At 37.7% G+C, this 22340-nt stretch carries 18 protein-coding genes and 1 other annotated feature; of the genes, 14 read left to right on the forward strand and 4 right to left on the reverse strand.

Annotated elements, in window-relative coordinates:
• Positions 1–18: 18 nt before the first annotated feature.
• From hemC to ysxE, 6 genes are all read left to right on the forward strand, one after another.
• On the forward strand, positions 19–954 hold the full coding sequence (gene hemC, locus ASU02_RS05085) for a hydroxymethylbilane synthase (RefSeq protein WP_057761641.1): 936 nt from the start codon (positions 19–21) through the stop codon (positions 952–954).
• On the forward strand, positions 951–1724 hold the full coding sequence (locus tag ASU02_RS05090; protein WP_057761643.1) for a uroporphyrinogen-III synthase: 774 nt from the start codon (positions 951–953) through the stop codon (positions 1722–1724). Before hemC ends, ASU02_RS05090 begins: the two co-directional genes overlap by 4 nt.
• Before the next feature lie 17 nt (positions 1725–1741).
• Positions 1742–2719, forward strand: coding sequence for a porphobilinogen synthase (hemB, locus tag ASU02_RS05095; protein ID WP_057761645.1), 978 nt, complete (start codon positions 1742–1744; stop codon positions 2717–2719).
• 63 nt (positions 2720–2782) lie between these two features.
• Complete coding sequence (gene hemL, locus ASU02_RS05100; RefSeq protein WP_057761647.1) at positions 2783–4072, forward strand: glutamate-1-semialdehyde 2,1-aminomutase; 1290 nt, start codon at positions 2783–2785, stop codon at positions 4070–4072.
• A gap of 294 nt (positions 4073–4366) precedes the next feature.
• Positions 4367–5503 (forward strand): stage VI sporulation protein D, encoded by a 1137-nt coding sequence (gene spoVID, locus ASU02_RS05105; RefSeq protein WP_057761649.1) that lies wholly within the window; start codon positions 4367–4369, stop codon positions 5501–5503.
• A gap of 310 nt (positions 5504–5813) precedes the next feature.
• Positions 5814–6872 (forward strand): spore coat protein YsxE, encoded by a 1059-nt coding sequence (ysxE, locus tag ASU02_RS05110; protein ID WP_057761651.1) that lies wholly within the window; start codon positions 5814–5816, stop codon positions 6870–6872.
• Positions 6873–6890: 18 nt separating this feature from the next.
• On the opposite strand, the gene ASU02_RS25690 is transcribed toward ysxE, so the two are convergent.
• The gene (locus tag ASU02_RS25690; protein ID WP_082631697.1) at positions 6891–7082 is read right to left on the reverse strand and encodes a hypothetical protein; all 192 of its coding nucleotides are present in this window, start codon (positions 7080–7082) and stop codon (positions 6891–6893) included.
• A gap of 193 nt (positions 7083–7275) precedes the next feature.
• Positions 7276–7512, forward strand: a binding site (T-box leader).
• A gap of 67 nt (positions 7513–7579) precedes the next feature.
• On the opposite strand from ASU02_RS25690, the gene ASU02_RS05115 reads away from it, so the two are divergent.
• From ASU02_RS05115 to ASU02_RS05125, 3 genes are all read left to right on the forward strand, one after another.
• Positions 7580–10225: a valine--tRNA ligase gene (locus ASU02_RS05115; protein WP_057761654.1), complete on the forward strand. Its 2646-nt coding sequence runs from the start codon at positions 7580–7582 to the stop codon at positions 10223–10225.
• Between the two features lie 69 nt (positions 10226–10294).
• Positions 10295–11602: a bifunctional folylpolyglutamate synthase/dihydrofolate synthase gene (locus ASU02_RS05120; RefSeq protein ID WP_057761655.1), complete on the forward strand. Its 1308-nt coding sequence runs from the start codon at positions 10295–10297 to the stop codon at positions 11600–11602.
• Positions 11603–11699: 97 nt separating this feature from the next.
• Positions 11700–13415: a sensor domain-containing diguanylate cyclase gene (locus ASU02_RS05125; protein WP_082631698.1), complete on the forward strand. Its 1716-nt coding sequence runs from the start codon at positions 11700–11702 to the stop codon at positions 13413–13415.
• Positions 13416–13635: 220 nt separating this feature from the next.
• On the opposite strand, the gene ASU02_RS05130 is transcribed toward ASU02_RS05125, so the two are convergent.
• The 3 genes from ASU02_RS05130 to ASU02_RS05140 are packed head-to-tail and all read right to left on the reverse strand — an operon-like array spanning position 13636 to position 15782.
• On the reverse strand, positions 13636–14904 hold the full coding sequence (locus tag ASU02_RS05130) for a type II secretion system protein (protein ID WP_057761657.1): 1269 nt from the start codon (positions 14902–14904) through the stop codon (positions 13636–13638).
• A 4-nt stretch (positions 14905–14908) separates the two neighbouring features.
• A complete protein-coding gene (locus tag ASU02_RS05135; RefSeq protein ID WP_057761659.1) occupies positions 14909–15343 on the reverse strand; it encodes a prepilin-type N-terminal cleavage/methylation domain-containing protein in 435 nt (144 codons plus the stop codon).
• 10 nt (positions 15344–15353) lie between these two features.
• Positions 15354–15782, reverse strand: a complete 429-nt coding sequence (locus tag ASU02_RS05140; RefSeq protein WP_057761661.1) for a type IV pilus modification PilV family protein — start codon at positions 15780–15782, stop codon at positions 15354–15356.
• Between the two features lie 274 nt (positions 15783–16056).
• Between ASU02_RS05140 and ASU02_RS05145 the strand changes: the two genes are divergently transcribed.
• Genes ASU02_RS05145 through ASU02_RS05165 form a run of 5 tightly spaced genes read left to right on the forward strand, consistent with a single transcriptional unit; the run spans position 16057 to position 22294 of the window.
• Positions 16057–17004 (forward strand): hypothetical protein, encoded by a 948-nt coding sequence (locus ASU02_RS05145; protein WP_057761663.1) that lies wholly within the window; start codon positions 16057–16059, stop codon positions 17002–17004.
• Between the two features lie 5 nt (positions 17005–17009).
• Entirely contained in the window at positions 17010–18347 is a 1338-nt protein-coding gene (locus tag ASU02_RS05150) for a G5 domain-containing protein (RefSeq protein WP_057761665.1), read from the forward strand.
• A gap of 26 nt (positions 18348–18373) precedes the next feature.
• Entirely contained in the window at positions 18374–20035 is a 1662-nt protein-coding gene (locus ASU02_RS05155; protein WP_057761763.1) for a GspE/PulE family protein, read from the forward strand.
• A gap of 11 nt (positions 20036–20046) precedes the next feature.
• Positions 20047–21087 (forward strand): type IV pilus twitching motility protein PilT, encoded by a 1041-nt coding sequence (locus ASU02_RS05160; protein ID WP_057761666.1) that lies wholly within the window; start codon positions 20047–20049, stop codon positions 21085–21087.
• 1 nt (position 21088) lies between these two features.
• On the forward strand, positions 21089–22294 hold the full coding sequence (locus ASU02_RS05165) for a type II secretion system F family protein (RefSeq protein WP_057761668.1): 1206 nt from the start codon (positions 21089–21091) through the stop codon (positions 22292–22294).
• Positions 22295–22340 lie beyond the last annotated feature (46 nt).

The raw sequence follows: 22340 nt of genomic DNA on the forward strand, positions 1-22340 counted from the left end.
TAAATTTAGGAGGCAATCATGAGAAAAATTATCGTTGGTTCGCGCAGAAGTAAACTTGCATTAACACAGACTAATTGGGTTATTAAACAGTTAAAGGCACTGGATCCCTCTTTTGAATTCGAAGTAAAGGAAATCGTAACAAAAGGTGATCGCATTCTTGATGTAACGCTATCAAAAGTTGGCGGAAAGGGCCTTTTTGTGAAAGAGATTGAGCAGGCTATGCTGGATAAGGAGATTGATATGGCTGTACATAGCATGAAGGATATGCCTGCTATACTTCCAGACGGTCTCGTTATTGGCTGTATACCTGCAAGAGAAGATCATCGAGATGCGCTGATTTCAAAAAATCATATTCGATTTGATGACCTTAAACCTGGCGCTATTGTCGGTACAAGCAGCTTAAGAAGAGCAGCCCAGCTGTTGGCTCGCCGTCCGGACATCGAGATTAAATGGATTCGCGGAAATATCGATACAAGACTGGAAAAGTTAGAAACTGAAGACTATGATGCGATTATTTTAGCTGCTGCTGGTCTTTCAAGATTAGGCTGGGCATCAGATGTAGTAACAGAGTTTCTAGATCCAGATATTTGCCTTCCTGCTATCGGACAAGGTGCATTATCTATTGAATGCCGTGGGGATGATGAAGAACTGCTTGAATTATTAAAGAAATTTACATGTAATCAGACAGATTCGACAGTTAGAGCGGAACGAGCTTTCCTTCATAAAATGGAAGGCGGCTGTCAGGTGCCGATTGCAGGATTCGCAGAACTTAGCGACAAAGGAGAAATCGTATTAACTGCACTTGTCGGTTCTCCAGATGGAAAAATTATTTATAAAGAACAGATCACTGGTACAAATCCAGAAGAGGTGGGAATTGCCGCCGCTAATAGCTTAATTAAACTTGGAGGAAAAGAATTGATTGATCAGGTTAAAGTGGAGATGGAAGGAAAATGACCCCCTCCACCCTTCCTTTGCAAGGAAAAAATATTCTTGTTCCAAGAAGTAAAGGGCAGGCACAATCCTTTTCGGATTTAGTGAAGCAATATGGAGGAAATCCTGTTGAAATCCCTCTGCTCGCCTTTAGACCTGCTAGTACTCCAGAAATATATGCAATCATCAATCAGCTACATACGTATGATTGGCTTATTTTTACGAGCAGTATTACTGTTGAAACGTTTCTTTCCTTCCTTCATCCATCTGATCGAAAGCATTTGCCGAAAATTGCTGCCATTGGAAAGAAGACAGAAAGCTTTTTATTGGATAAAGGGCTTCAAGTGGACTTTACGCCAGAGGAATTTGTTGCTGAAGGATTTGTTGAAGAATTTAAGCCAAGCGTGAAAAAGGGAATGAAAGTACTTATTCCGAAGGGGAATTTAGCTCGTAATTATATTGCTGATCATTTAACTAATTATGGTGCTTTTGTTGATGAAGCAATCATATACGAAACATATTTTCCTGAGGAAAGCAGAGAACTAATTAAAGACAAGCTGACCCATGGCCAATTAGATATTTTAACCTTTACAAGTCCATCGACGATTGACCATTTAATGGCTGTTGTGAAAGAAAATAATCTTAACGAGAAGGTTGAAGCATGTGTCATAGGCTGTATCGGTCCAGTTACGAAAGAAAGAATTGAGTCATATGGGCTTAAGGTTCATATTGCACCTGATGTATACACTGTCCACCACATGATAAAAAGTACAATTGACTATTTAAAAAAATGAATATTGGAGGCATTCTAATGGATTTACAATTCACCCGTCATAGACGTTTACGCCAAAATGCAAATATGCGTGCACTTGTACGTGAAAATCATTTATCAATAGATGATTTCATTTATCCTCTTTTCGTAGCAGAGGGAAAGGATATTAAGAAAGAAATTACATCAATGCCTGGCGTTTATAATTTATCATTAGATCATCTTGAAGAGGAGATGAATGAGGTTGTCGCTTTAGGCATTAAATCGGTTCTCTTATTCGGTATTCCTTTAGAGAAGGATGAATGTGGCGGACAAGCCTACCATGATCATGGGATTGTCCAAGAAGCAACTCGCTTAATTAAAGCGAAGTTTCCTGAGGTGATCGTTATTGCTGACACATGTCTTTGTGAATACACTAGCCATGGCCACTGCGGTTTAATTGAAGGAGACCAAGTATTAAATGATGCCTCACTTGAATTGCTCGTTCAAACTGCTGTAAGCCAAGCAAAAGCAGGGGCGGATATTATTGCACCCTCTAATATGATGGACGGTTTTGTTGTAGCTATTCGTGCAGGGTTAGATGAAGCGGGTTTTGAAAATGTGCCAATTATGTCTTATGCGGTGAAGTATGCATCTGCTTTCTATGGCCCTTTCCGTGACGCGGCTGATAGCACCCCGCAATTTGGTGATCGAAAAGCCTATCAAATGGATCCTGCAAACCGGATGGAAGCATTGCGTGAGGCGGAGTCTGATTTAATGGAAGGCGCCGATTTCCTAATTGTGAAACCTGGTTTGCCATATCTTGATATTGTTCGTGATGTGAAAAATAATTTCAATCTTCCACTCGTTATATATAATGTGAGCGGGGAATATTCCATGGTTAAAGCAGCAGCTCAAAACGGCTGGATTGATGAAAAAAGAATCGTCATGGAAATGCTTACTGGGATGAAACGCGCTGGCTGCGACCTAATCATTACATACCATGCAAAAGATGCAGCTAGATGGCTGAAAGAACAATAATTTTTATTATACCTACTAAAACCGTATTATTATCAACGATAAAAAAGTGAAAAGAGGGATTAAATGCGCTCTTACGATAAATCCATTCAAGCTTTTAAGGAAGCAAAACAATTAATGCCAGGTGGAGTAAACTCTCCTGTACGTGCATTCAAATCAGTGAATATGGACCCAATCTTTATGGAAAGAGGAAAAGGGTCGAAAATCTATGATATCGATGGCAATGAATATATTGACTACGTTTTATCATGGGGACCGCTTATTTTAGGACATACAAATGATCGTGTTGTAGAGGCTCTTAAAAAAGTAGCGGAGTTAGGTACTAGCTTTGGTGCACCGACAGTTACTGAAAACGAGCTTGCTAAGCTTGTAATAGAAAGGGTTCCTTCCATTGAAATCATTCGTATGGTTTCCTCAGGAACGGAAGCAACAATGAGTGCCCTAAGACTTGCACGTGGCTATACAGGCCGAAATAAAATTCTGAAGTTTGAAGGCTGCTATCATGGACATGGTGATTCCTTGCTGATTAAAGCAGGTTCTGGAGTGGCAACACTAGGTCTTCCAGATAGTCCTGGGGTGCCAGAAGGAATCGCAAAGAATACAATAACTGTTCCATACAATGATTTAGAGAGTGTTAAGTATGCTTTCGAGCAATTCGGCGAAGACATTGCTGGAATTATTGTAGAGCCTGTTGCGGGTAATATGGGCGTTGTCCCACCACTGCCAGGCTTTTTAGAAGGACTAAGAGATATTACAACACAATATGGGGCATTGCTGATTTTTGACGAAGTGATGACTGGCTTCCGTGTCGGATATAACTGTGCCCAAGGATACTTCAATGTAACGCCAGATATTACTTGTTTAGGAAAAGTAATCGGTGGAGGTCTTCCTGTAGGTGCTTATGGCGGTAAGGCTGAAATTATGGAACAGATTGCTCCAAGCGGCCCTATCTATCAAGCAGGAACATTATCAGGTAACCCGCTTGCAATGACAGCTGGATATGAAACATTAAGTCAGCTGACCCCAGAGGCGTATACGGAATTTACACGTAAAGGCGATATGCTTGAAGCAGGCATTAAAGAAGCTGCGATAAAGTATGAAATTCCGAATACCGTTAATCGTGCAGGCTCAATGATTGGCTTCTTTTTTACGAATGAGCAGGTTATTAATTATGATAAAGCAAAAGCATCAAACTTAGACTATTTTGCAGCATACTACCGTGAAATGGCAAATCAAGGTGTCTTCTTGCCACCTTCCCAATTTGAAGGCTTGTTCTTATCAACGGAGCATAGTGACGAAGATATCGAAAAAACACTGCGAGCCATCGAAATTGCATTTTCAAAATTAAAAGGTTAATCTCCTAGACACTCATCTTTATGGATGAGTGTCTTTTATATTTGCGGGAAACAAAGTATATTTGCACTTCCAAATTTTTTAAAAAATACTTTTGCCAAGACCAATGTATCCTTGCTAATATTAAATCGAATTTTTTAAACTCCAAATGAAATTCACAATTCCCCTAACTAAAGCTCCAAGAATATGTATTCTTTTCCTCTGTACTATTATTTCAGGTCATAAAAGAAATAACTTTTTCATAAAGTGTAAATGACATAGTGATTAAACGTGAAGGTTATGAAAGGAGGAGTCGCTTTGTCTCAAGGGAACCAATCGTGTTTACGATTTTCTTTAGAAGAGTCTGTCTGGTTTCAAAAAGGACAGGAAGTACTAGATTTGATTTCTATCTCGTTAGACCCTGATATTTTTATTCAGGAAGATGAACAATATGTTACGATTCAGGGAGCGCTCGAGCTATCGGGTGAATATAAACGCAATGAAACAGAGACAGCTGAAGAGGAAGAAACGTTTGCCGCTCCAAAATTCATTCAAGTGGTCGAAGAAAGAGAAGAAGGAGTTTTTGAATTCAGTCATTACTTCCCAGTTGATATAACCATACCGATCAATAGAATTCAAAGCGTTAATGATATTGATGTACAAGTAGAATCCTTTGATTATGTTTTTCCAGAGAGAAGCTGTTTGAAGCTATCTGCAAATCTGATGATCACTGGATTATATGGTGAGCAGCAGCCATCCTTCGAAGAAGATACACAGGATGAAGATGAATTAGAGCCGTTACTGAATCGATCGTCCGATACAGAAGTTGAAGTGGATGTGAGTCTATTAGAAAAGGCTTTTGAAGAAGAACAAGAAGAAAATCGTACAGAAATTTTTGTTAGTTCTATAAACGAAGTTGAAAAGCAGGATGAGTATAATGAGGAAGACTATAGTCTCTTTGAAGCAGAGGCACGGAAAGAACCTGAACCAGAGCCAAAGGTGAAAGAAGAAGTAAAAGTAAGTGAGCCCGAAATTACATTTTATTCTTCAAAAAGAGGTGAAGAGCCGCAGCCAACTGCTGAAGATATCTTTGAAATCCCTGTAGATGAAAGTCCAGTCCAGAATGTGAACGTCCCTGAGGTCGAAAGCCCCGAACAGGAAGAAAAACAAGAATCTCCAGAGGTAAAAGATGAAAGTCCTGAGAAAACAGATAAGAAAAAGAAGATATCGAAAAAGAAAAGCATGACCTTAACGGAATTTTTTGCCCGTAAGGAAGAGTCCGAACATGTGGCAAAATTAAAGGTATGCATTGTTCAAAACGGAGATACACTTGATCTCATAGCAGAAAGGTATGCGATTGGTGTGAACCAGCTGCTTAGTGTCAATCATTTAGAAATTAGTCAAGATATATATGAAGGGCAAGTGCTTTATATTCCAGCTGTTGTAGCCCGTTAGAAAAAATGCAAAAACAGGCTGGGCGGGTTAGCGAACACCTGCTTAGGCTGTTTTCTTTTTTTAGAATTCTAATAGGTTGTTGCTGCGGCATAGTGAATAAATTAAGAACAAAAAGATGTTGGCTGAAGCGTAAGGTGCGAGACCTCAGCATGAAGAGTGGGATAGATGGAGCATATGCGATGAGCAGGCACAGCGCGCATCCTGTAACAAAGCGAGCAGCATGAAGCGGAAGTCAGTCTTTTCCCACTAGTTTTTAATTAGCAACGATATAAGAGGAAACAGCCTTTTTTTAGAAAGAGAGTGGGTTCTTATGGTAAAGGAGAATCGTTTATTAAAGGTTGCACCGATAGTAAAGAACTATGCTCTTGAGCCGCATTTTGTTGAAGAGCGTGGGCGTATACGGAAAATTTATACGAATAAAGGGGTATTTGCCTTAAAGAAAATTGATCCAAAGCATGGCGGTGATTTCATACGCCATGTTCAGTCTCTCTTTCAAAAAGGCTATAACCGAATTGTCCCTATATTCCCTGCAGTTGATGGGAGATATGCGGTTTTACATGAAAACGAACTATATTACTTAATGCCATGGTTAGCAAATGAAGTGAAGGAAAATCGATTTGAGCGGAATCAGCAGCTGTTTCGTGAACTGGCAAGACTTCATACTTTGTCTGTAAGGGAGGTAACAATCAGTAAGGAGGATCGAGCAGAGCATTATGAGAAAACCTTGCTTGAATGGGAGAAAGAAAATGAATTTTTATTAGGGTTTATAGAATCATGTGAAAGAAGAGAGTATCTGTCTCCCTTCGAGCTAATGTTTTCTCTTTCTTATCATGACATTAGCCAGGCATTGCAATTTTCGATCAAAAGATTTAAAACGTGGTATGAAAAAACGGAGGAAAGTGAAAAGGCTCGTACGGTGATCATTCACGGAAAGGTCTCTACTGAACACTTCTTATTTGATGATAAAGGCCATGGTTACTTCACGAATTTTGAAAAGTCAAGACTAGGCTCCCCTCTTCATGATTTATTGCCGTTCTTATCGAGAACGTTAAAAACGTATCCGAAACGATCTGAGGAATGCATAGAGTGGATATATACGTATTTAAAGTATTTTCCGTTTAAAGAGGATGAGTTATTGCTTTTTCAGAGTTATTTTGCCCATCCAGGGGCAGTTATACGATCCGCAGAAAACTATTTTAAAGCATCGGATCGTAAAGGTGAAAGGAAATCAGTCTTGCACTTCCAAAGACAATACTGGCTTCTGAAAAATACAGAATATATATTAATGAGAATTGAAGAGATTGAGGCACAAAAGAAGCAGGCAAAGGCTATGGAAGAGGCTGAAGGGCAAGGTGGAGCCCAGAATTGAAATACGAATTTTGGGCTCCTATAGTAATTCGAAGTGAAAAGCAATGGCTAATAATATTAGCACGGTTAGCAGCAATACATCGAGCGTAAATGGAAAAAGGATCGTTCGAATTCCTTGAAAAACACAAATAGGTATAATAAATTGCGCACAAACACCTCTGATTTTTCTTAACCACGGTGGAAGAATATACGGATTGTATCTTCTTTTCAATTGGCAAACCCCTTTCTTAACTTCCTTTCCATACTATTCTATGTTCACTTTTCTTTGTTAGTGCCTATATTTTAATGAGCGCCTTTTTTATAAAAAAAGTAAACGAAAAAATTAAAATGAATAAATTATAAATAAATCGGCAATTAATATTGACTATAGCCATCATTTTTCGGTAGTATATTTATAAATTAAATCATAAGCGAAGACAGGGAAGAGTACAGTAGCCATTTGCTTTAAGAGAGGAAAACCATCAGCTGAAAGGTTTTCTAAGCGGAACTATTGGAAGGTCGCCCTCGAGCTTCTTTCGCGAAAGGACAATCGTCCAAGTAGTGAAAGACGGGAAATCCGTTATCTATTTAAGAGTCAACTGCATCTCTATTGCAGTTGAAAAAAAGGTGGTACCGCGAAGCAAACTCCATTCGTCCTTTTAAGGCGAATGGGGTTTTTTTTATTTTCTTTTGTATTGAATGATCATTGATTAGAAAGGAAGATTGACGATGGAAACGAAGGAACTGACAATGCCGACAAAATATGATCCACAGGCAATTGAACAAGGGCGCTATGATTGGTGGCTAAAGGGGAAATATTTTGAGGCGAAGGATGACGAAAAGAAGGAGCCTTATACGATTGTTATTCCGCCGCCTAACGTAACAGGAAGACTGCATCTTGGGCATGCATGGGACACGACTCTCCAAGATATTCTCACTCGTATGAAGCGGATGCAGGGCTATGATGTATTGTGGCTGCCTGGTATGGACCATGCTGGAATTGCCACACAGGCAAAAGTCGAAGAAAAGCTGCGCAATGAAGGAAAGAACCGCTACGATTTAGGCCGGGAAAAATTTGTTGAAGAAACTTGGAAATGGAAAGAGGAGTATGCAAGCCATATCCGCCAGCAATGGTCGAAGCTTGGTTTAGGGCTTGATTACAGCCGTGAGCGTTTTACGCTTGATGAAGGGCTATCAAAGGCTGTTCGTGAAGTATTTGTTTCCCTTTATAATAAAGGGCTGATTTACCGCGGCGAGTATATTATTAACTGGGACCCATCAACGAAAACGGCTCTTTCTGACATTGAGGTTATCCATAAAGATGTTCAGGGAGCGTTCTATCATATGAGATATCCGCTTGCTGATGGATCAGGACATATTGAAATTGCGACAACCCGTCCTGAAACAATGCTTGGCGATACAGCTGTAGCTGTTCACCCTGAAGATGAGCGTTATAAGCATTTAATTGGCAAAACAGTAAAGCTTCCAATTGTTGGCCGAGAAATTCCAATTGTTGCTGATGATTATGTAGACATGGAGTTTGGATCAGGTGCTGTAAAAATTACGCCTGCTCACGACCCGAATGACTTCGAAATCGGAAATCGCCACAATCTTGAACGTGTTCTCGTAATGAATGAAGATGGATCGATGAATGCAAAGGCTGATAAGTATCAAGGTTTGGATCGTTTTGAATGCCGTAAGCAAATTGTTAAAGACCTGCAAGAGCAAGGTGTCCTATTTAAAATTGAAGAGCATATGCATTCGGTTGGACATTCTGAACGAAGCGGTGCAGTAGTAGAACCATATCTTTCTACTCAATGGTTTGTAAAAATGCAGCCATTAGCTGATGAAGCCATTGCCCTTCAAGCAAAAGAAAATAAAGTAAACTTTGTTCCAAACCGTTTTGAAAATACGTATCTTCGCTGGATGGAAAATATCCGTGATTGGTGTATTTCACGTCAGCTTTGGTGGGGACACCGTATCCCAGCTTGGTATCATAAGGAAACTGGGGAGGTATTTGTTGGACATGAAGCACCTGCTGATATCGAAAACTGGGAGCAGGATAAGGATGTTTTAGACACTTGGTTCAGTTCGGCATTATGGCCTTTCTCGACAATGGGATGGCCAGATACGGAGTCTGAAGATTATAAACGATATTATCCAACGGCGGCTCTAGTTACTGGCTATGACATTATCTTCTTCTGGGTATCAAGAATGATTTTCCAAGGGCTTGAATTTACAGGCGAACGTCCATTTAATGATGTTCTCATCCACGGGCTTGTTCGTGATTCAGAAGGCCGCAAAATGAGTAAGTCGCTCGGAAATGGCGTTGACCCAATGGATGTCATTGATAAATACGGTGCGGATTCACTTCGCTACTTCTTATCAACAGGAAGTTCACCAGGTCAGGATTTACGATTCAGCATGGAGAAGGTTGAGGCGACATGGAACTTTGCGAATAAGATTTGGAATGCATCCCGTTTTGCGTTAATGAATATGAACGGCTTAACCTATGAAGAAATTGATCTAAGCGGAGAAAAATCAGTGGCTGATAAATGGATTTTAACTCGTTTGAATGAAACGATTGAAACCGTAACAAGACTATCAGACCGCTATGAGTTCGGTGAAGTTGGCCGTATTCTTTATAACTTCATTTGGGACGATTTCTGTGACTGGTATATTGAAATGGCTAAGCTTCCTCTATACGGAGAAGACGAAGCAGCGAAGAAAACAACTCGTTCTATTTTGGCTTATGTCCTAGACAATACAATGAGATTGCTGCATCCGTTCATGCCATTCATTACCGAGGAAATTTGGCAAAACCTTCCTCATTCAGGTGAATCGATTACAACTGCTTCATGGCCAGTAGTGAATCCTGAATTCACAGATGAGAAGGCGGCTGATGAAATGAAGCTTTTAGTTGAAATCATCCGCTCAGTCCGTAATAGCCGTGCGGAAGTAAACACACCAATGAGCAAAAAGATTAAGATGATTTTAAAAGCAAAAGATGAAGCAATTCTGAACACATTAGAAAGCAATCGCGGCTATATTGAGCGTTTCTGTAATCCGGAGGAATTGACGGTAGCGATTGATGTTGAAACACCTGAGAAGGCAATGACTGCAGTTGTAACAGGGGCAGAAATTATTTTACCGCTTGAAGGCTTAATCAATATTGAAGAAGAAATTGCCCGCTTAGAAAAAGAATGGGATAAACTGAATAAAGAAGTCGAGCGTGTTCAGAAGAAATTAAGCAATGAGGGCTTTGTTAAAAAAGCACCGGAAAAAGTAATAGAAGAAGAGAAAGCGAAAGAACTTGATTATAGTGAGAAACGAGCGGCTGTTGAAGCGCGTATTAAAGAATTAAAAGGCGAATAACAAACGTATTTGAAGGCGAATCCAAACTATATTGGATTCGTCTTCCTATGTGCAGTAAGGAGGGCTAGTATGTTTACAACTTATGATGAGGCAATTTCATGGATTCATTCGCGATTAAGACTTGGGGTGAAGCCTGGATTAAAAAGAATGGAATGGATGATGGAGAAGCTAGGTCATCCTGAAAGAAGAATGAAATCTATTCACATCGGCGGAACAAACGGTAAGGGTTCGACTTTAACGTATCTTCGCCATATTCTTCAGGAATCTGGCTGTTCAGTAGGGACTTTTACCTCTCCATATTTCGAGCAATTCAATGAAAGAATTGCATTGAATGGTGTTCCGATTAATGATGAGGATATTGTTCGGCTGGCTAATGATATTTATCCGCTTTCAGTGGAACTGGAAGCAACTGATCTTGGCGGTCCGACAGAATTTGAAATCATTACAGCGATGGCAATGCAATATTTTGGTCATGTACAGCCAGTAGATATTGTTTTATTTGAGGTTGGGCTTGGCGGAAGGTTCGATTCCACTAATATAATTTTTCCGATTTTATCCATTATTACAAATATCGGCTTGGATCATACGGGCATACTTGGATCCACACATGCAGAAATTGCCTTTGAAAAAGCAGGGATTATTAAACCAGGTACAAGCATCATTACGGCAGTAAAGCAAGAAGAGGCTAAGAAGGTCATAGAGAATAAGGCAATTGAGATGAAGGCACCAATATATTCTCTTGGAAGCCAGTTTGCAATCGAAGAACATCACTCAACATCAATAGGGGAAATGTTTTCGCAACAAACGCCATTTCGCAAATGGAGTCACTTGGAAATATCTATGGCAGGCAGCCACCAAACAGAAAATGCTGCTTTAGCAATCATGGCTGTGGAGTTGTTAAATAAATACTATTCCTTCTTAATAGAGGACGAGCATATCTATTCCGGACTGAAAAAAGCTTATTGGCCTGGACGATTTGAAACGATTTCGAAGGATCCGATGATAATCATTGATGGGGCCCATAATGAAGAAGGGATCACATCATTAGTAAATGAATTGAAGAAGCGTTATTCTAATAAGAAAATCAGAATTATTTTTACTGCACTTGCTGATAAAAAATTGGATAAAATGATTCTGAATCTGGACGCGGTTGCAGATAAGATCACTTTTGTAAGCTTTGATTTTCCAAGAGCAGCTGGTGCAGAAGAGCTATTCAATATAAGTCAAAATGATAATAAGCATTATAATAAGGATTGGAAAACAGCAGTAGATGAGGAAATCCATTCCCTTCAAACTGAGGAAGTCCTCGTTGTTACAGGGTCTCTATACTTTCTATCTGAGGCGAAGCCATATTTATTAGAAATTGTAAAGAGGTAAAATAATGAAGGATTCGTGTGACATCAGTTTGGAAATTTGATAAGATATTCATGTTATATGACTAATGGCCTATGAACCAATGATGGGGGGGATATAGATGGTGAGTTTACTTAAGAAAAGAATGACTTGGATTATTTGGCTGCTTATATTTCCTTTAAGTTTATGGTTTACTTACCAGAAGTATCCTCCTCAAATTTCTGGTCTTGAAGCAGATGTACTGCTATTTTTACTGCTAGCATCATTCGTAGCTGCTACACCAATGATTATTAATAGATCTCCTGTATTCTTAATCCAATGGGTTTCCTGGGCGGTCTTTTTATCATTTGGTCTGTTTGTTGAATTAGTAATCATCCAGCTTGCGCTTATTGTTTTATTTATACGCATTAAGCTTCCTATTACTGAATTTTTTCGAATTCCGTTAAACTCGCTCATGTTCTTTATTGTTTCTTTTTTGAGTGGTACTTTTTACTACTCACTTGGTGGTAAAACGGGGATCCAAATAGGTGAGTTACATGATTCTTTTTGGCTTATTATCATCTATCCTATTTTTAATTACCTTTTGAACCATTTCATGATTATTATGTTAAATTTGCTAGTCTATAATGGCCGTAAAGTTATTTTTGGAAAAGACTTTGTTTGGGAAACGGTTGCAACACTAATAACCTTTCCAATCGGTTTTGTTTTATATACGCTATATGTGGAAATTGGACTAGCTGCAGTTTTATTCGTAGGAGTTCCATTCTCTAGCCTATCAATCATTTTAAATCTCTATTATTCTAGCGATAAAATAAACGGTTTTTTACAAAAGGCCACTGAAATTGGACATCAGCTTGCAGAAAAATTAATTGTAAATGAAGTTCTCGACCTATTTATTGAGAAGTTAACTGAGATGCTTACCGTTGATAGCGCATATATACTTGATGTGGTAGATGAAATGGAATTAAAGGTTCTTCGTTATATAGAAAAAGGACAAGTCATATCATCAAATGCTGGCTCGCTTACAAAGAAAGAAGGAATAAGCGGACAAGTTTGGGATCAGCGAAAGCCGATGCTATTTCATAAGAAGGAAGAATGGAGCCATCTTTCGAAAGGCTATTTGCCAGAAACAATTGAGAGTGTCTTAAGTGTTCCAGTGATCCGAAATAATCAAGTAACCGGGGTTTTGATACTTGCTTCGACACAAAAAAGAGCATATGAGAAGTCCCAGCTCATGATTATCGATATCCTTTGTTCACATTTTGCAGTAGCCATCGAGAATGCTAAACATTATGAAGAAACAAAAGCACAAAGTGAGCGCTGTGCGTTAACACAGCTTTATAATTATCGTTATTTTGAAAATCTATTAAGCAAAGAATTTGAAAGACTAGGAACCTCTGAAAGAGAGCAGTTATCACTGCTCATTCTAGACATAGATCACTTTAAATCAATAAATGATACATACGGTCATCAAAGCGGCAATGAAATTCTTTGCCAGCTTTCCGATAAATTGGTGCAATTAATAGGGGACAGAGGTACTGTAGCGCGGTATGGCGGAGAGGAGTTTGTCATTCTTCTTCCAAATGCAGCAAAAGACGAAGCCCTAATAACAGCTGAAACCATCAGGGGTACAATCGCCGTTCATACATTCACACTGACTCAGCATATGGAGTGGGATGGGAACCCGCTTGGTGTAAACATAACAGCGTCAATTGGGGTTGCATCTGCTCCACTTGATGCAGAAGATTCACTTTCCATCATCCGTCATGCTGATCGAGCTTTATATGTTGGCGCGAAGAGAGCTGGACGGAACCGGGTGGCGGAGTATGTGAGGTGAAGGCCCCAGTGTGTTGGGGTCTTTTTTAGGTAGAAAACCCCAGGCTATGCCTAGGGTTTAAAAGAGTTCTTAACAAGGAATAAAATGCTTTTCGGAAGCTAGCCAAATAAAATGGGGTTCGCTAAAGCGTAATAATGTGTTTATATATCAAAACATGTGTGTAAATACAAATAATAATTACTGCTCTAGATATTACTGCAATTTTTTTTGAAATACCTCTTTAGTATTTATAATCATAATCTGCAATTATTGAAGGATCACCCCAAGAAATTGATGGACCAGTATTTCTGGAGCATGCACCACCATCTTTAAATGCTTCATCACCTTTAATTACTTTATTGTTGTTACTGTTCTTAGCATAAACTTTACTATTAGAGTTATTATTAAAATTATTTTCAATTTTTAGGTATCCGTTGATACAGACGATAGAATTAGATCCTATATCTAATCCTTTTATTACGGCATCAGAATTAACAAAAATCTTGGAATCATTCATTCCATTTATTTGCCCAAAATTTGCTTTATATTTATCTACATAAATGGTAGACCTTAAAAGTTTCATATTATCAAAACTGGCATTTCCCCCGATTTCTATTATTGAATCAGTTAGCCCATTTCCATTAAAATGGCCGAAATTTGCTGCTCCGTCTACATGTATTTTTGAATTATTAAGGCTATTCATATTGCCAGTTGTCATACTTCCAAGAATATAAAGTGTTGAATCATTCATATCCTTGTTATTCATATTTTGAAAATGTAATGCCCCGGTAACTTTAAAAATTGATTTGTCAAAATCTAATTTATCATTTTGGTCAAAGGTTTTACTTCCATTTATTTGACACACTGTATTTGTAAAGTCAGACTGACTGTGGCTGCAGATTTTTAAATTTCCTGGATCAGCAATGTCATTCCCGGAGGGTAATTTTAAATCTTGGCCTCCATTACTTTCTTCACCCTTGCCGTCTGAAGACATTAAATTACTAAAGTCAATCGTCATTGTTGTGCCTATTGTAGTACTTTTGTCGTTCTCTGTACCTACACTATTAAAAGTAATCATGATTTCCTTACCGCTCGAATGAATATCATTTTCACTATATTGAATATTAAATTTTGCATTTGGTTTTTCATCAATAGAAATTGATGTTTGTTTCAATTTAGATTTAAATTGTTCTATCATTAAGACAATTGCATATTGAATATATTCATCATCTGCTTTAAAGATTCCATTCTTTATATCTCTGTTGCGCGCCTCTTTTACTTGGGCGATAATTGATTGTTGATTAGATTTAAAAACATTTTGAACTGCTAATTGAAAATACGTAACACCCATTTCCGCAAGCGCAACAGACTGTGATTTCGTTTCAATAACCTTATTCTGTTTTATACTATTTGCTGCTTGCCCCATGAATGAAAAAGCAAGAATCATAAATATAGTTATTGTTAATAGAACAGCAACTAGTGCATATCCCTTTTCATTAGAAACCCGCATTTTATTATGCCCCACCTTTCAAGCGGTATAGAACAGTATCTATAGAAATGGTATTATTTGATTTTTTTTCATTAACAGTGATAGTTAATGGAGTATCATTTTTATTTGGTATTACATTATTCATAGATTGTGTGAAAAAATCTAAATGGCTATCGTCAAATACAATTTTATGTGTCGCACCATTGTTATCTTTATAGTCAACAGTTATGTTTCCACCTTTTGAATGAATGGAATAGCTTTCTGCTGTTTGATGAATTTTAGTTAATTTGGAGATGATAATATTTGCTTCTTGCTGCATTTGATTTTTTGTTACAGCTATATTAGAGTACTTTGTACCTTGAAAAAAAACACTCCAAATAATTACGCCGACTATTGAAAGAATGGCTATTGTTGCTAATAATTCAGCTAAAGTAATTCCGCGTTGATTTTGTCTAAGCATTGCTAACCTCCTAGTTAACAATAATATATCCATAAGTTTCACTGATTGTTGTTTCACGATCGCTTTTAAGTTTAATATGAACTAAATATGCTTTTGAAGGATTAGTATTTAAGTCAGGAGTCTTTTTGATTTTAATTTCTGCATCTAATTTTCCTTTTTTATTTTTAAAATAATAGTAATTAGCATCATTGTGGTCATAACCAGATATAGCACCGCTCGATGGATCTGCAAGAAATGTTTTTAAATTATCCCCTTTTTTTTGCCAATCGATTAATAATTCTTTTACATCATTCACTGCTTGCTGTTTGGTCTCATTCTGGTTGTTCATCATTCCCATCTGTGGGAAAAACTTCATTGCCGTTACAAGGATAATCGAGAGAATGACTATGGATAAAAGGATTTCTATTAGTGTCATTCCTTTTTGATTACGTAGAAGCATAATATATATCTCCTTAAATTCTCTGTTTTATTAACGAGAAAGTAGAAATTCTTTGGGTATGATAAATCTTGATTAATCCTTCATTTTTCTTCCTCTTCCCATCTTACTAACTCTATTATACAATAACTAGTATATTAAATTTATGAAAAAATAGGATAAAAGTAATATTTTTTTGGAAAATTGACACAATTTATGTGTATATCAGTTATTCAAAATTATATACTCTTTATATGTTTATTCAAATATAAGATTTACATCTTTTAGGGAGGTAGAAATGGAGAATTTATTATTAGCAACATTATCCTTAGTTATTCTAGTCCCTATTATCTATTTTTTACCGCTAGGTCTTTCATCGAAGGGGAAAATAGTAGTTACCTTTGTTTCCTTTTTTCTAGCAATTATAGGATTGTTAGCTCAATTATCATTTCCATTATGGCAGACTAGTTTAGTTCTGTTGGTTCTAGTTTTTTTGTCCTCAATTGTGATAGATTCAAGACTGAGAAAAATTATTTATCCACTTTCTGAGAAAAAAAACGTTCATTCTCATGATGAGAAAACTCAAGATTTGATAGAATCCGAAAAAGGTTTGGATAATGAAGTGCCCGCTTTGCAAAATGTAAATGCGGTTTCCAGCAGTAAACCATTAAATCTTGATAAAATAACCGCTTTCCCTTTTGAACTGAAAATAGATGATGATCGAGAAGAAGTATTTGTAGATGAATTTACACCGAAAGCAGAAATGGAATTCCTAGAAAAACAATTATCATTCGAAAAAGATAATATATCAGAAGAAATAAATCTACTTGAAAATAGTGGCGAAGAAATCGAAGAAGATATCTCGTTCCTACATAACAGAGAGGTTCTTTTAGAAGAAAGTCTGAACGATGATCACTATCACTATCATTATCAAAAGAAGGAAGAAGTACTGGGATATATGTCAGAAATTGAAAGAATGATAGCGGAAACAGATAATCTCGAGCAATTTGAAAAGTTTTTAGATTATCAATTGGAAGAAGTTGCCGCAACGAAAGAAGTTAATAATGACAATAGCAATAAAACATCCCTATATGATGATGATGATATTCCATTATTAAAGCTTGGAAAATTAGAACCAAAGACCCCGAATACAGATACGGATGAAGAAGATGAACTGATCATTTGGGAAGATGACATTGAACCGTTAAAGGAATTTAAAATAACTAACAGCAATCAGGGAGGGTAGTTCATATGGGAAATAAGCAGCCAGTAAAATTGTTTCTTGTAATGATCTTCTCTACCGCCTTTATTTTCTGTTTCTCCCATTTAGGTGTTTCAGCTTACGATGCCATGATGAATAAAAGCAATTCATTTGATAAAGGCACATTTATTGGAACGGTAGATATATCAGGCAAAACAAAGTCTGAGGCAATGAGGATGGTTGATGAACAATTAACGATGTGGCTGAATGAAACCACTATATCTGTTCATTTTAAAGAAAAAATAAATGAGTTTGACGTTCACGCTATTCACTTTGATATTGAGAAAACTGTCAATAATGCTCAGCAAGGAAAAAAAAATAAACTAATGGTTACTACTGATGAAGTAGGGGTAGTATTAGAAGAACTTTCACCTACCATTACTGCTGATGATTATAATATTGAAAAAATTAATAGTGAAATTTTAAATCTAGCTAGTTCATTACAAATAGAGCATTTTAATCTTAAAATAGAAGATTTTCTCTTGGATACAGCTTCTCGAAATATTCAGGTAATTAATCAGGTAACATTGGACATGAATACAATAGATTTTGATGAGAAATATATGGAGCAACTGAAAGATTTTGATATTGAACCATCTTCTCAATTCTCCCTTCTTTCACAAATGGATGATTTAGGATTAGGCAATACTTCAAGTGAAACGATGAATATCATAGCTTCAAGTATTTATGAACTGATATTGCCAACAAACTTCTTAGTTATTGAAAGGCATATCAGTGAAAACCTGCCAGCATATGCAAAGCTGGGGTATGAAGCAAAGGTGAATCCTGAAATGGATATGGACTTCATTTTTATGAATGAGAATGATGGATCCTATAAAGTTTCCTTTGAAAAAACGAACTCAAATTTAGTTATTTCGTTAAAAGGTCCTAGTTTTTTAAATCAGTATAAAATTATTGAGAAGGATGAGAAAACCTTTAAGCCAAAAACAATTGTTCAATTTAATCCACAACTAAGTCCAATTGAAAAGAGTGTCAAAACCGAAGGAAAAGAGGGGCGTTTCGTACGGATATATCGCGAGACATATGATGAAAAGGGCGAAAGGTTAAAGGAAGAGAAGATGTCTGAAGATTTCTATCCTCCAGTCCATCAGGTTGAGGTTCGCGGATTAATAAAAGATGAAAGTACTTCCAGTACCGAAAATCATGATAAAGCTGATGAATTAGAAAATAAGACAAGTCAATCAACGAATGAAGCGGACATAAATCAAACCGATAACGAAGAGGAATCTGCTCATCAAGAAACACAGGAAATGAATGCTAATAATGATAATGATCTGTGGGGAAAGCCTAATGAGACATTTAAATAATGATCATCGAAAAGCGTGGTGATAGCATGCAGCAAACCCGAAAACGGCTTGGAGATTTACTTATTGAATCTGGCCTGCTGACCGAAAATCAATTGCAAACAACATTAAAAGAAAAAAGCCAAGGACAAAAGCTTGGAGATGCATTGCTGCAAAGAGGCTACATTACAGAGCAGCAATTAATTGAGGTATTAGAGGTTCAGCTCGGTATCCCTCATATTAGCTTGTATCGCTATCCGTTCGATACGAAACTTTTCAATCTGGTACCAAAGGAAATAGCAAAAAGAAATCAATTAATTCCATTAAAAAAAGAAGGGGACAAGCTTTTTGTTGCAATGGCTGACCCGATGGACTTTTTTGCTATTGATGATTTACGTCTTTCGACAGGATTTCAAATTGAGACAGCGATTGCCACAAAGGATGATATTTTAAGGGCAATCAATAAGTATTACGATATTGATGAGGGCTTTGAGGAATTAATGGGAACCCTTCCTGAAACAAGATCTACTCAGGAAGAAAAAATTAACGATCAGGACTCTCCAATTGTTCGTCTAGTAAATCAGCTTCTATCTAATGCTGTAGTATTGAAAGCAAGTGATGTGCATATTGATCCGCAGGAAACTAAAGTAGTCATTCGCTATCGTATTGATGGGATTCTTAGAACGGAGAGGGTACTGCCAAAGCATATGCAAAGTTTGCTTATTGCTAGAATAAAAATTATGTCCAATCTTGACATTACAGAGCACCGGATTCCACAGGATGGCAGAATTAAGGTTAATTTAGATTTTCACCCCATTGATCTCCGTGTATCTTCTTTACCGACTGTTTTCGGTGAAAAAATAGTTATGCGGATACTAGATTTAGGAAGCTCCTTAAATGATATAAACAAACTAGGGTTTAATAAATTGAATTTAAATCGATTTATGAAGATGATCGAAAAACCAACAGGGATTGTCCTCATTACTGGTCCAACAGGGTCAGGGAAATCTTCTACCTTGTATGCTGCTTTAAATAAGCTTAATAGTGAGGAAGTAAATATTATAACTGTTGAAGATCCAGTCGAATACCAGGTAGAAGGGGTTAATCAAATCCAAGTAAATCCTAATGTCGGGATGACATTTGCAACAGGGCTTCGCTCCATTCTCCGTCAAGACCCCAATATTATTATGGTTGGGGAAATTCGCGATAAAGAAACGGTGGAAGTTGCCATCCGCGCATCACTGACTGGGCATTTAGTGTTGAGTACAATTCATACAAACGACTCATTAAGTACAGTGACCAGACTTGTTGATATGGGAGTAGAACCATTCCTAGTTGCTTCCTCGTTAAGTGGGATTGTCGCACAGCGGTTAATACGGAGAGTGTGCAGAGACTGTGCTGAAGAACAGGTTCCCTCAAAGCGTGAGGTTGAAATATTTGCAAGACGTGGAATGAGAATTGATAAAATCATTCGTGGCAGAGGGTGTTCTTCCTGCAGTATGACTGGTTATAAAGGTCGGATTGCCATCCATGAGGTACTTGTCATTAATGATGAAATGAAACAAGTAATTATGAATGGAGAATCCTTTACAAAACTTCGAGAATTAGCCATTAAAAATAAAATGATTTTTCTTATTGATGATGGATTGTTAAAGGTAAAACAAGGATTAACAACTACTGAAGAAGTATTAAGAGTGGCAATACCTGAATAGAGGTGCAGATGATGAAAGAAATGATTGACCATTTGCTTCATGCAGCCTTTGAACTGAAAGCATCAGATATTCATTTAACGGTGGGAGTACCGCCGATTATGAGGATAAATGGAGATTTAAAGAAATATGGGAAGGAATCGCTGAAGCCGGAAGATACGGAAGGGATGGCAAGAGCGATCATTCCTGATAATATGTGGGAGCATTTTAAAGAAAAAGGTGAATTAGATTTTTCCTATGGGATTCCGAAAGTATCCAGATTTCGCGTGAATACGTATTTCCAGAGGTCATGTATTGCCCTGGCAATTAGAATCGTTCCGACAAGAATACCGACAATAGAGGAATTGGAATTACCGAATGTATTAAAGCGAATTGCGGAAAAACCACAAGGGCTAGTGTTGGTAACAGGCCCAACCGGGAGCGGGAAATCAACAACCTTGGCATCGATGATTCAATATATGAATCATCATATGAGAAAGCATATTATTACGCTTGAAGATCCAATTGAGTTTCTTCATAAACATGGAAATTCAATTATCGATCAGCGTGAAGTTGGTTTTGATACAAATAATTTTGCTAATGGACTTAGAGCATCCTTAAGACAAGATCCTGATGTCATACTTGTTGGGGAAATGAGAGATTTAGAGACGATCCAGACGGCGATCACTGCAGCGGAAACGGGGCATTTAGTTTTTGGAACCTTGCATACGTCAAGCGCACCAGCAACAATCAACCGAATTATTGATGTTTTTCCGCCGTCTCAGCAGGCACAGGTTAGAATTCAATTGGCATCTGTTCTCGTATCCGTTATTTCGCAGCGCTTATTTCCAACGATTGATAAAAAAGGGCGGAGAGCTGCAACAGAGATTTTGATTAATAACTCAGCTGTTGCTAATTTGATTCGCAATGAAAAAATCTATCAGATTGTTAATATTATGCAGACTTCAAGAGCATCTGGCATGCATACGCTTGAAACAAGCATCAAAGAACTTGTTCAATCAGGGGTTATTTCAAAAGAAGCAGCAGAACCATTCATACAGGAGATGCTGAGTTAAAATGGCAAGATTTAAATATACTGGACGGGATAGGAAAGGAAAGCAGCAAGGGGTAATAACAGCTTCTTCGAAGAGAGATGCCATGCAAAAGCTTGGGAAAAACGGAATTAAAGTATTAGAAATGGTTGAAGTTCAAGAGTCTATTTTGACAAAGGAAATTTCGATCGGTTCTCCAGTGAAACTTGAGCATATGGTCATTTACTTGCGACAGTTTTCTACCCTTCTTAAAGCAGGTGTTTCTGTAGTTGATTCAACCAATATACTTGCAGCACAAACGGAAAGTAAAGGCTTAAAGAAAGCCCTGCTCGATATTGAGCTAGAATTACGTGAAGGGAAGCCGTTATCAGATTCTGCAGCTAAACATAGAAAAATATTTTCCTCGATGTTTGTTAATATGGTACGTGCCGGTGAAGCGGGAGGAAGTATGGATGAAACGCTTGAACGTTTAGCTATTCACTACGAAAAGCAGCATACCACAAGGTCAAAAATTAAATCGGCACTTGCCTATCCGATAGTTGTCGGGATAATCGCTATAGCCGTTGTTATATTTCTTCTTGTATCGGTTGTTCCGACATTTGTGGACATGTTTGCTGATTTCGGCGGAGAGCTCCCTGCTATTACTCAGTTTGTCTTAAATGCCAGTGAATTTATGCAGCGCTTTTGGTGGCTGGTCATACTCTTGTTTGGCGGCTTTATTGGAGGGATAATTTTTATTCAACAGAATAAAAAGACAAAATATTATCTCGATTATTTCGTCCTGCGAATTCCAATATTCGGGAAAATGCTGCAAAAAGCAGTATTGGCTCGGATGACGAGAACATTAAGTTCGTTGTTTACAAGTTCTGTTCCTATCCTTCAAGCAATGTCCATAGTTGAAAATGTCGTCGGAAACGAAGTCGTTTCCCGAGTAATCCGTGCGTCACGGGATTCACTAGAAAGAGGAGAGTCCTTAACAGATCCAATGAGAAAGCACTGGGCATTTCCTCCACTTGTTACACAAATGATAGCGATTGGAGAAGAAACAGGGTCCTTAGATGCCATGCTTGGAAAAGTAGCAGATTTCTATGAAAGAGAAGTAGACACGAGCACAGATCGGATAAAATCTCTAATCGAACCATTAATGATTGTTGTTTTAGCTGGCGTGGTTGGTGTAATTGTCTTGGCAATCATGGTACCGATGTTTGAAATTTTCAATCAAGTAGGATAATAGATTCAGCAGATGGAAAATGATAGAAAAAAGTAATAATTTTACT

The sequence above is a fragment of the Cytobacillus praedii genome (genome assembly GCF_001439605.1).
GTDB lineage: Bacteria > Bacillota > Bacilli > Bacillales > Cytobacillaceae > Cytobacillus > Cytobacillus praedii.

Bases quoted from the DNA above. Each gene is read 5' to 3' on its own strand.
- hemC (WP_057761641.1), top strand. From the start codon at position 19: ATGAGAAAAATTATCGTTGGTTCGCGCAGAAGTAAACTTGCATTAACA.
- ASU02_RS05090 (WP_057761643.1), top strand. From the start codon at position 951: ATGACCCCCTCCACCCTTCCTTTGCAAGGAAAAAATATTCTTGTTCCA.
- hemB (WP_057761645.1), top strand. From the start codon at position 1,742: ATGGATTTACAATTCACCCGTCATAGACGTTTACGCCAAAATGCAAAT.
- hemL (WP_057761647.1), top strand. From the start codon at position 2,783: ATGCGCTCTTACGATAAATCCATTCAAGCTTTTAAGGAAGCAAAACAA.
- ysxE (WP_057761651.1), top strand. From the start codon at position 5,814: ATGGTAAAGGAGAATCGTTTATTAAAGGTTGCACCGATAGTAAAGAAC.
- ASU02_RS05115 (WP_057761654.1), top strand. From the start codon at position 7,580: ATGGAAACGAAGGAACTGACAATGCCGACAAAATATGATCCACAGGCA.
- ASU02_RS05120 (WP_057761655.1), top strand. From the start codon at position 10,295: ATGTTTACAACTTATGATGAGGCAATTTCATGGATTCATTCGCGATTA.
- ASU02_RS05125 (WP_082631698.1), top strand. From the start codon at position 11,700: ATGGTGAGTTTACTTAAGAAAAGAATGACTTGGATTATTTGGCTGCTT.
- ASU02_RS05130 (WP_057761657.1), bottom strand. From the start codon at position 14,904: ATGCGGGTTTCTAATGAAAAGGGATATGCACTAGTTGCTGTTCTATTA.
- ASU02_RS05135 (WP_057761659.1), bottom strand. From the start codon at position 15,343: ATGCTTAGACAAAATCAACGCGGAATTACTTTAGCTGAATTATTAGCA.
- ASU02_RS05140 (WP_057761661.1), bottom strand. From the start codon at position 15,782: ATGCTTCTACGTAATCAAAAAGGAATGACACTAATAGAAATCCTTTTA.
- ASU02_RS05145 (WP_057761663.1), top strand. From the start codon at position 16,057: ATGGAGAATTTATTATTAGCAACATTATCCTTAGTTATTCTAGTCCCT.
- ASU02_RS05150 (WP_057761665.1), top strand. From the start codon at position 17,010: ATGGGAAATAAGCAGCCAGTAAAATTGTTTCTTGTAATGATCTTCTCT.
- ASU02_RS05155 (WP_057761763.1), top strand. From the start codon at position 18,374: ATGCAGCAAACCCGAAAACGGCTTGGAGATTTACTTATTGAATCTGGC.
- ASU02_RS05160 (WP_057761666.1), top strand. From the start codon at position 20,047: ATGAAAGAAATGATTGACCATTTGCTTCATGCAGCCTTTGAACTGAAA.
- ASU02_RS05165 (WP_057761668.1), top strand. From the start codon at position 21,089: ATGGCAAGATTTAAATATACTGGACGGGATAGGAAAGGAAAGCAGCAA.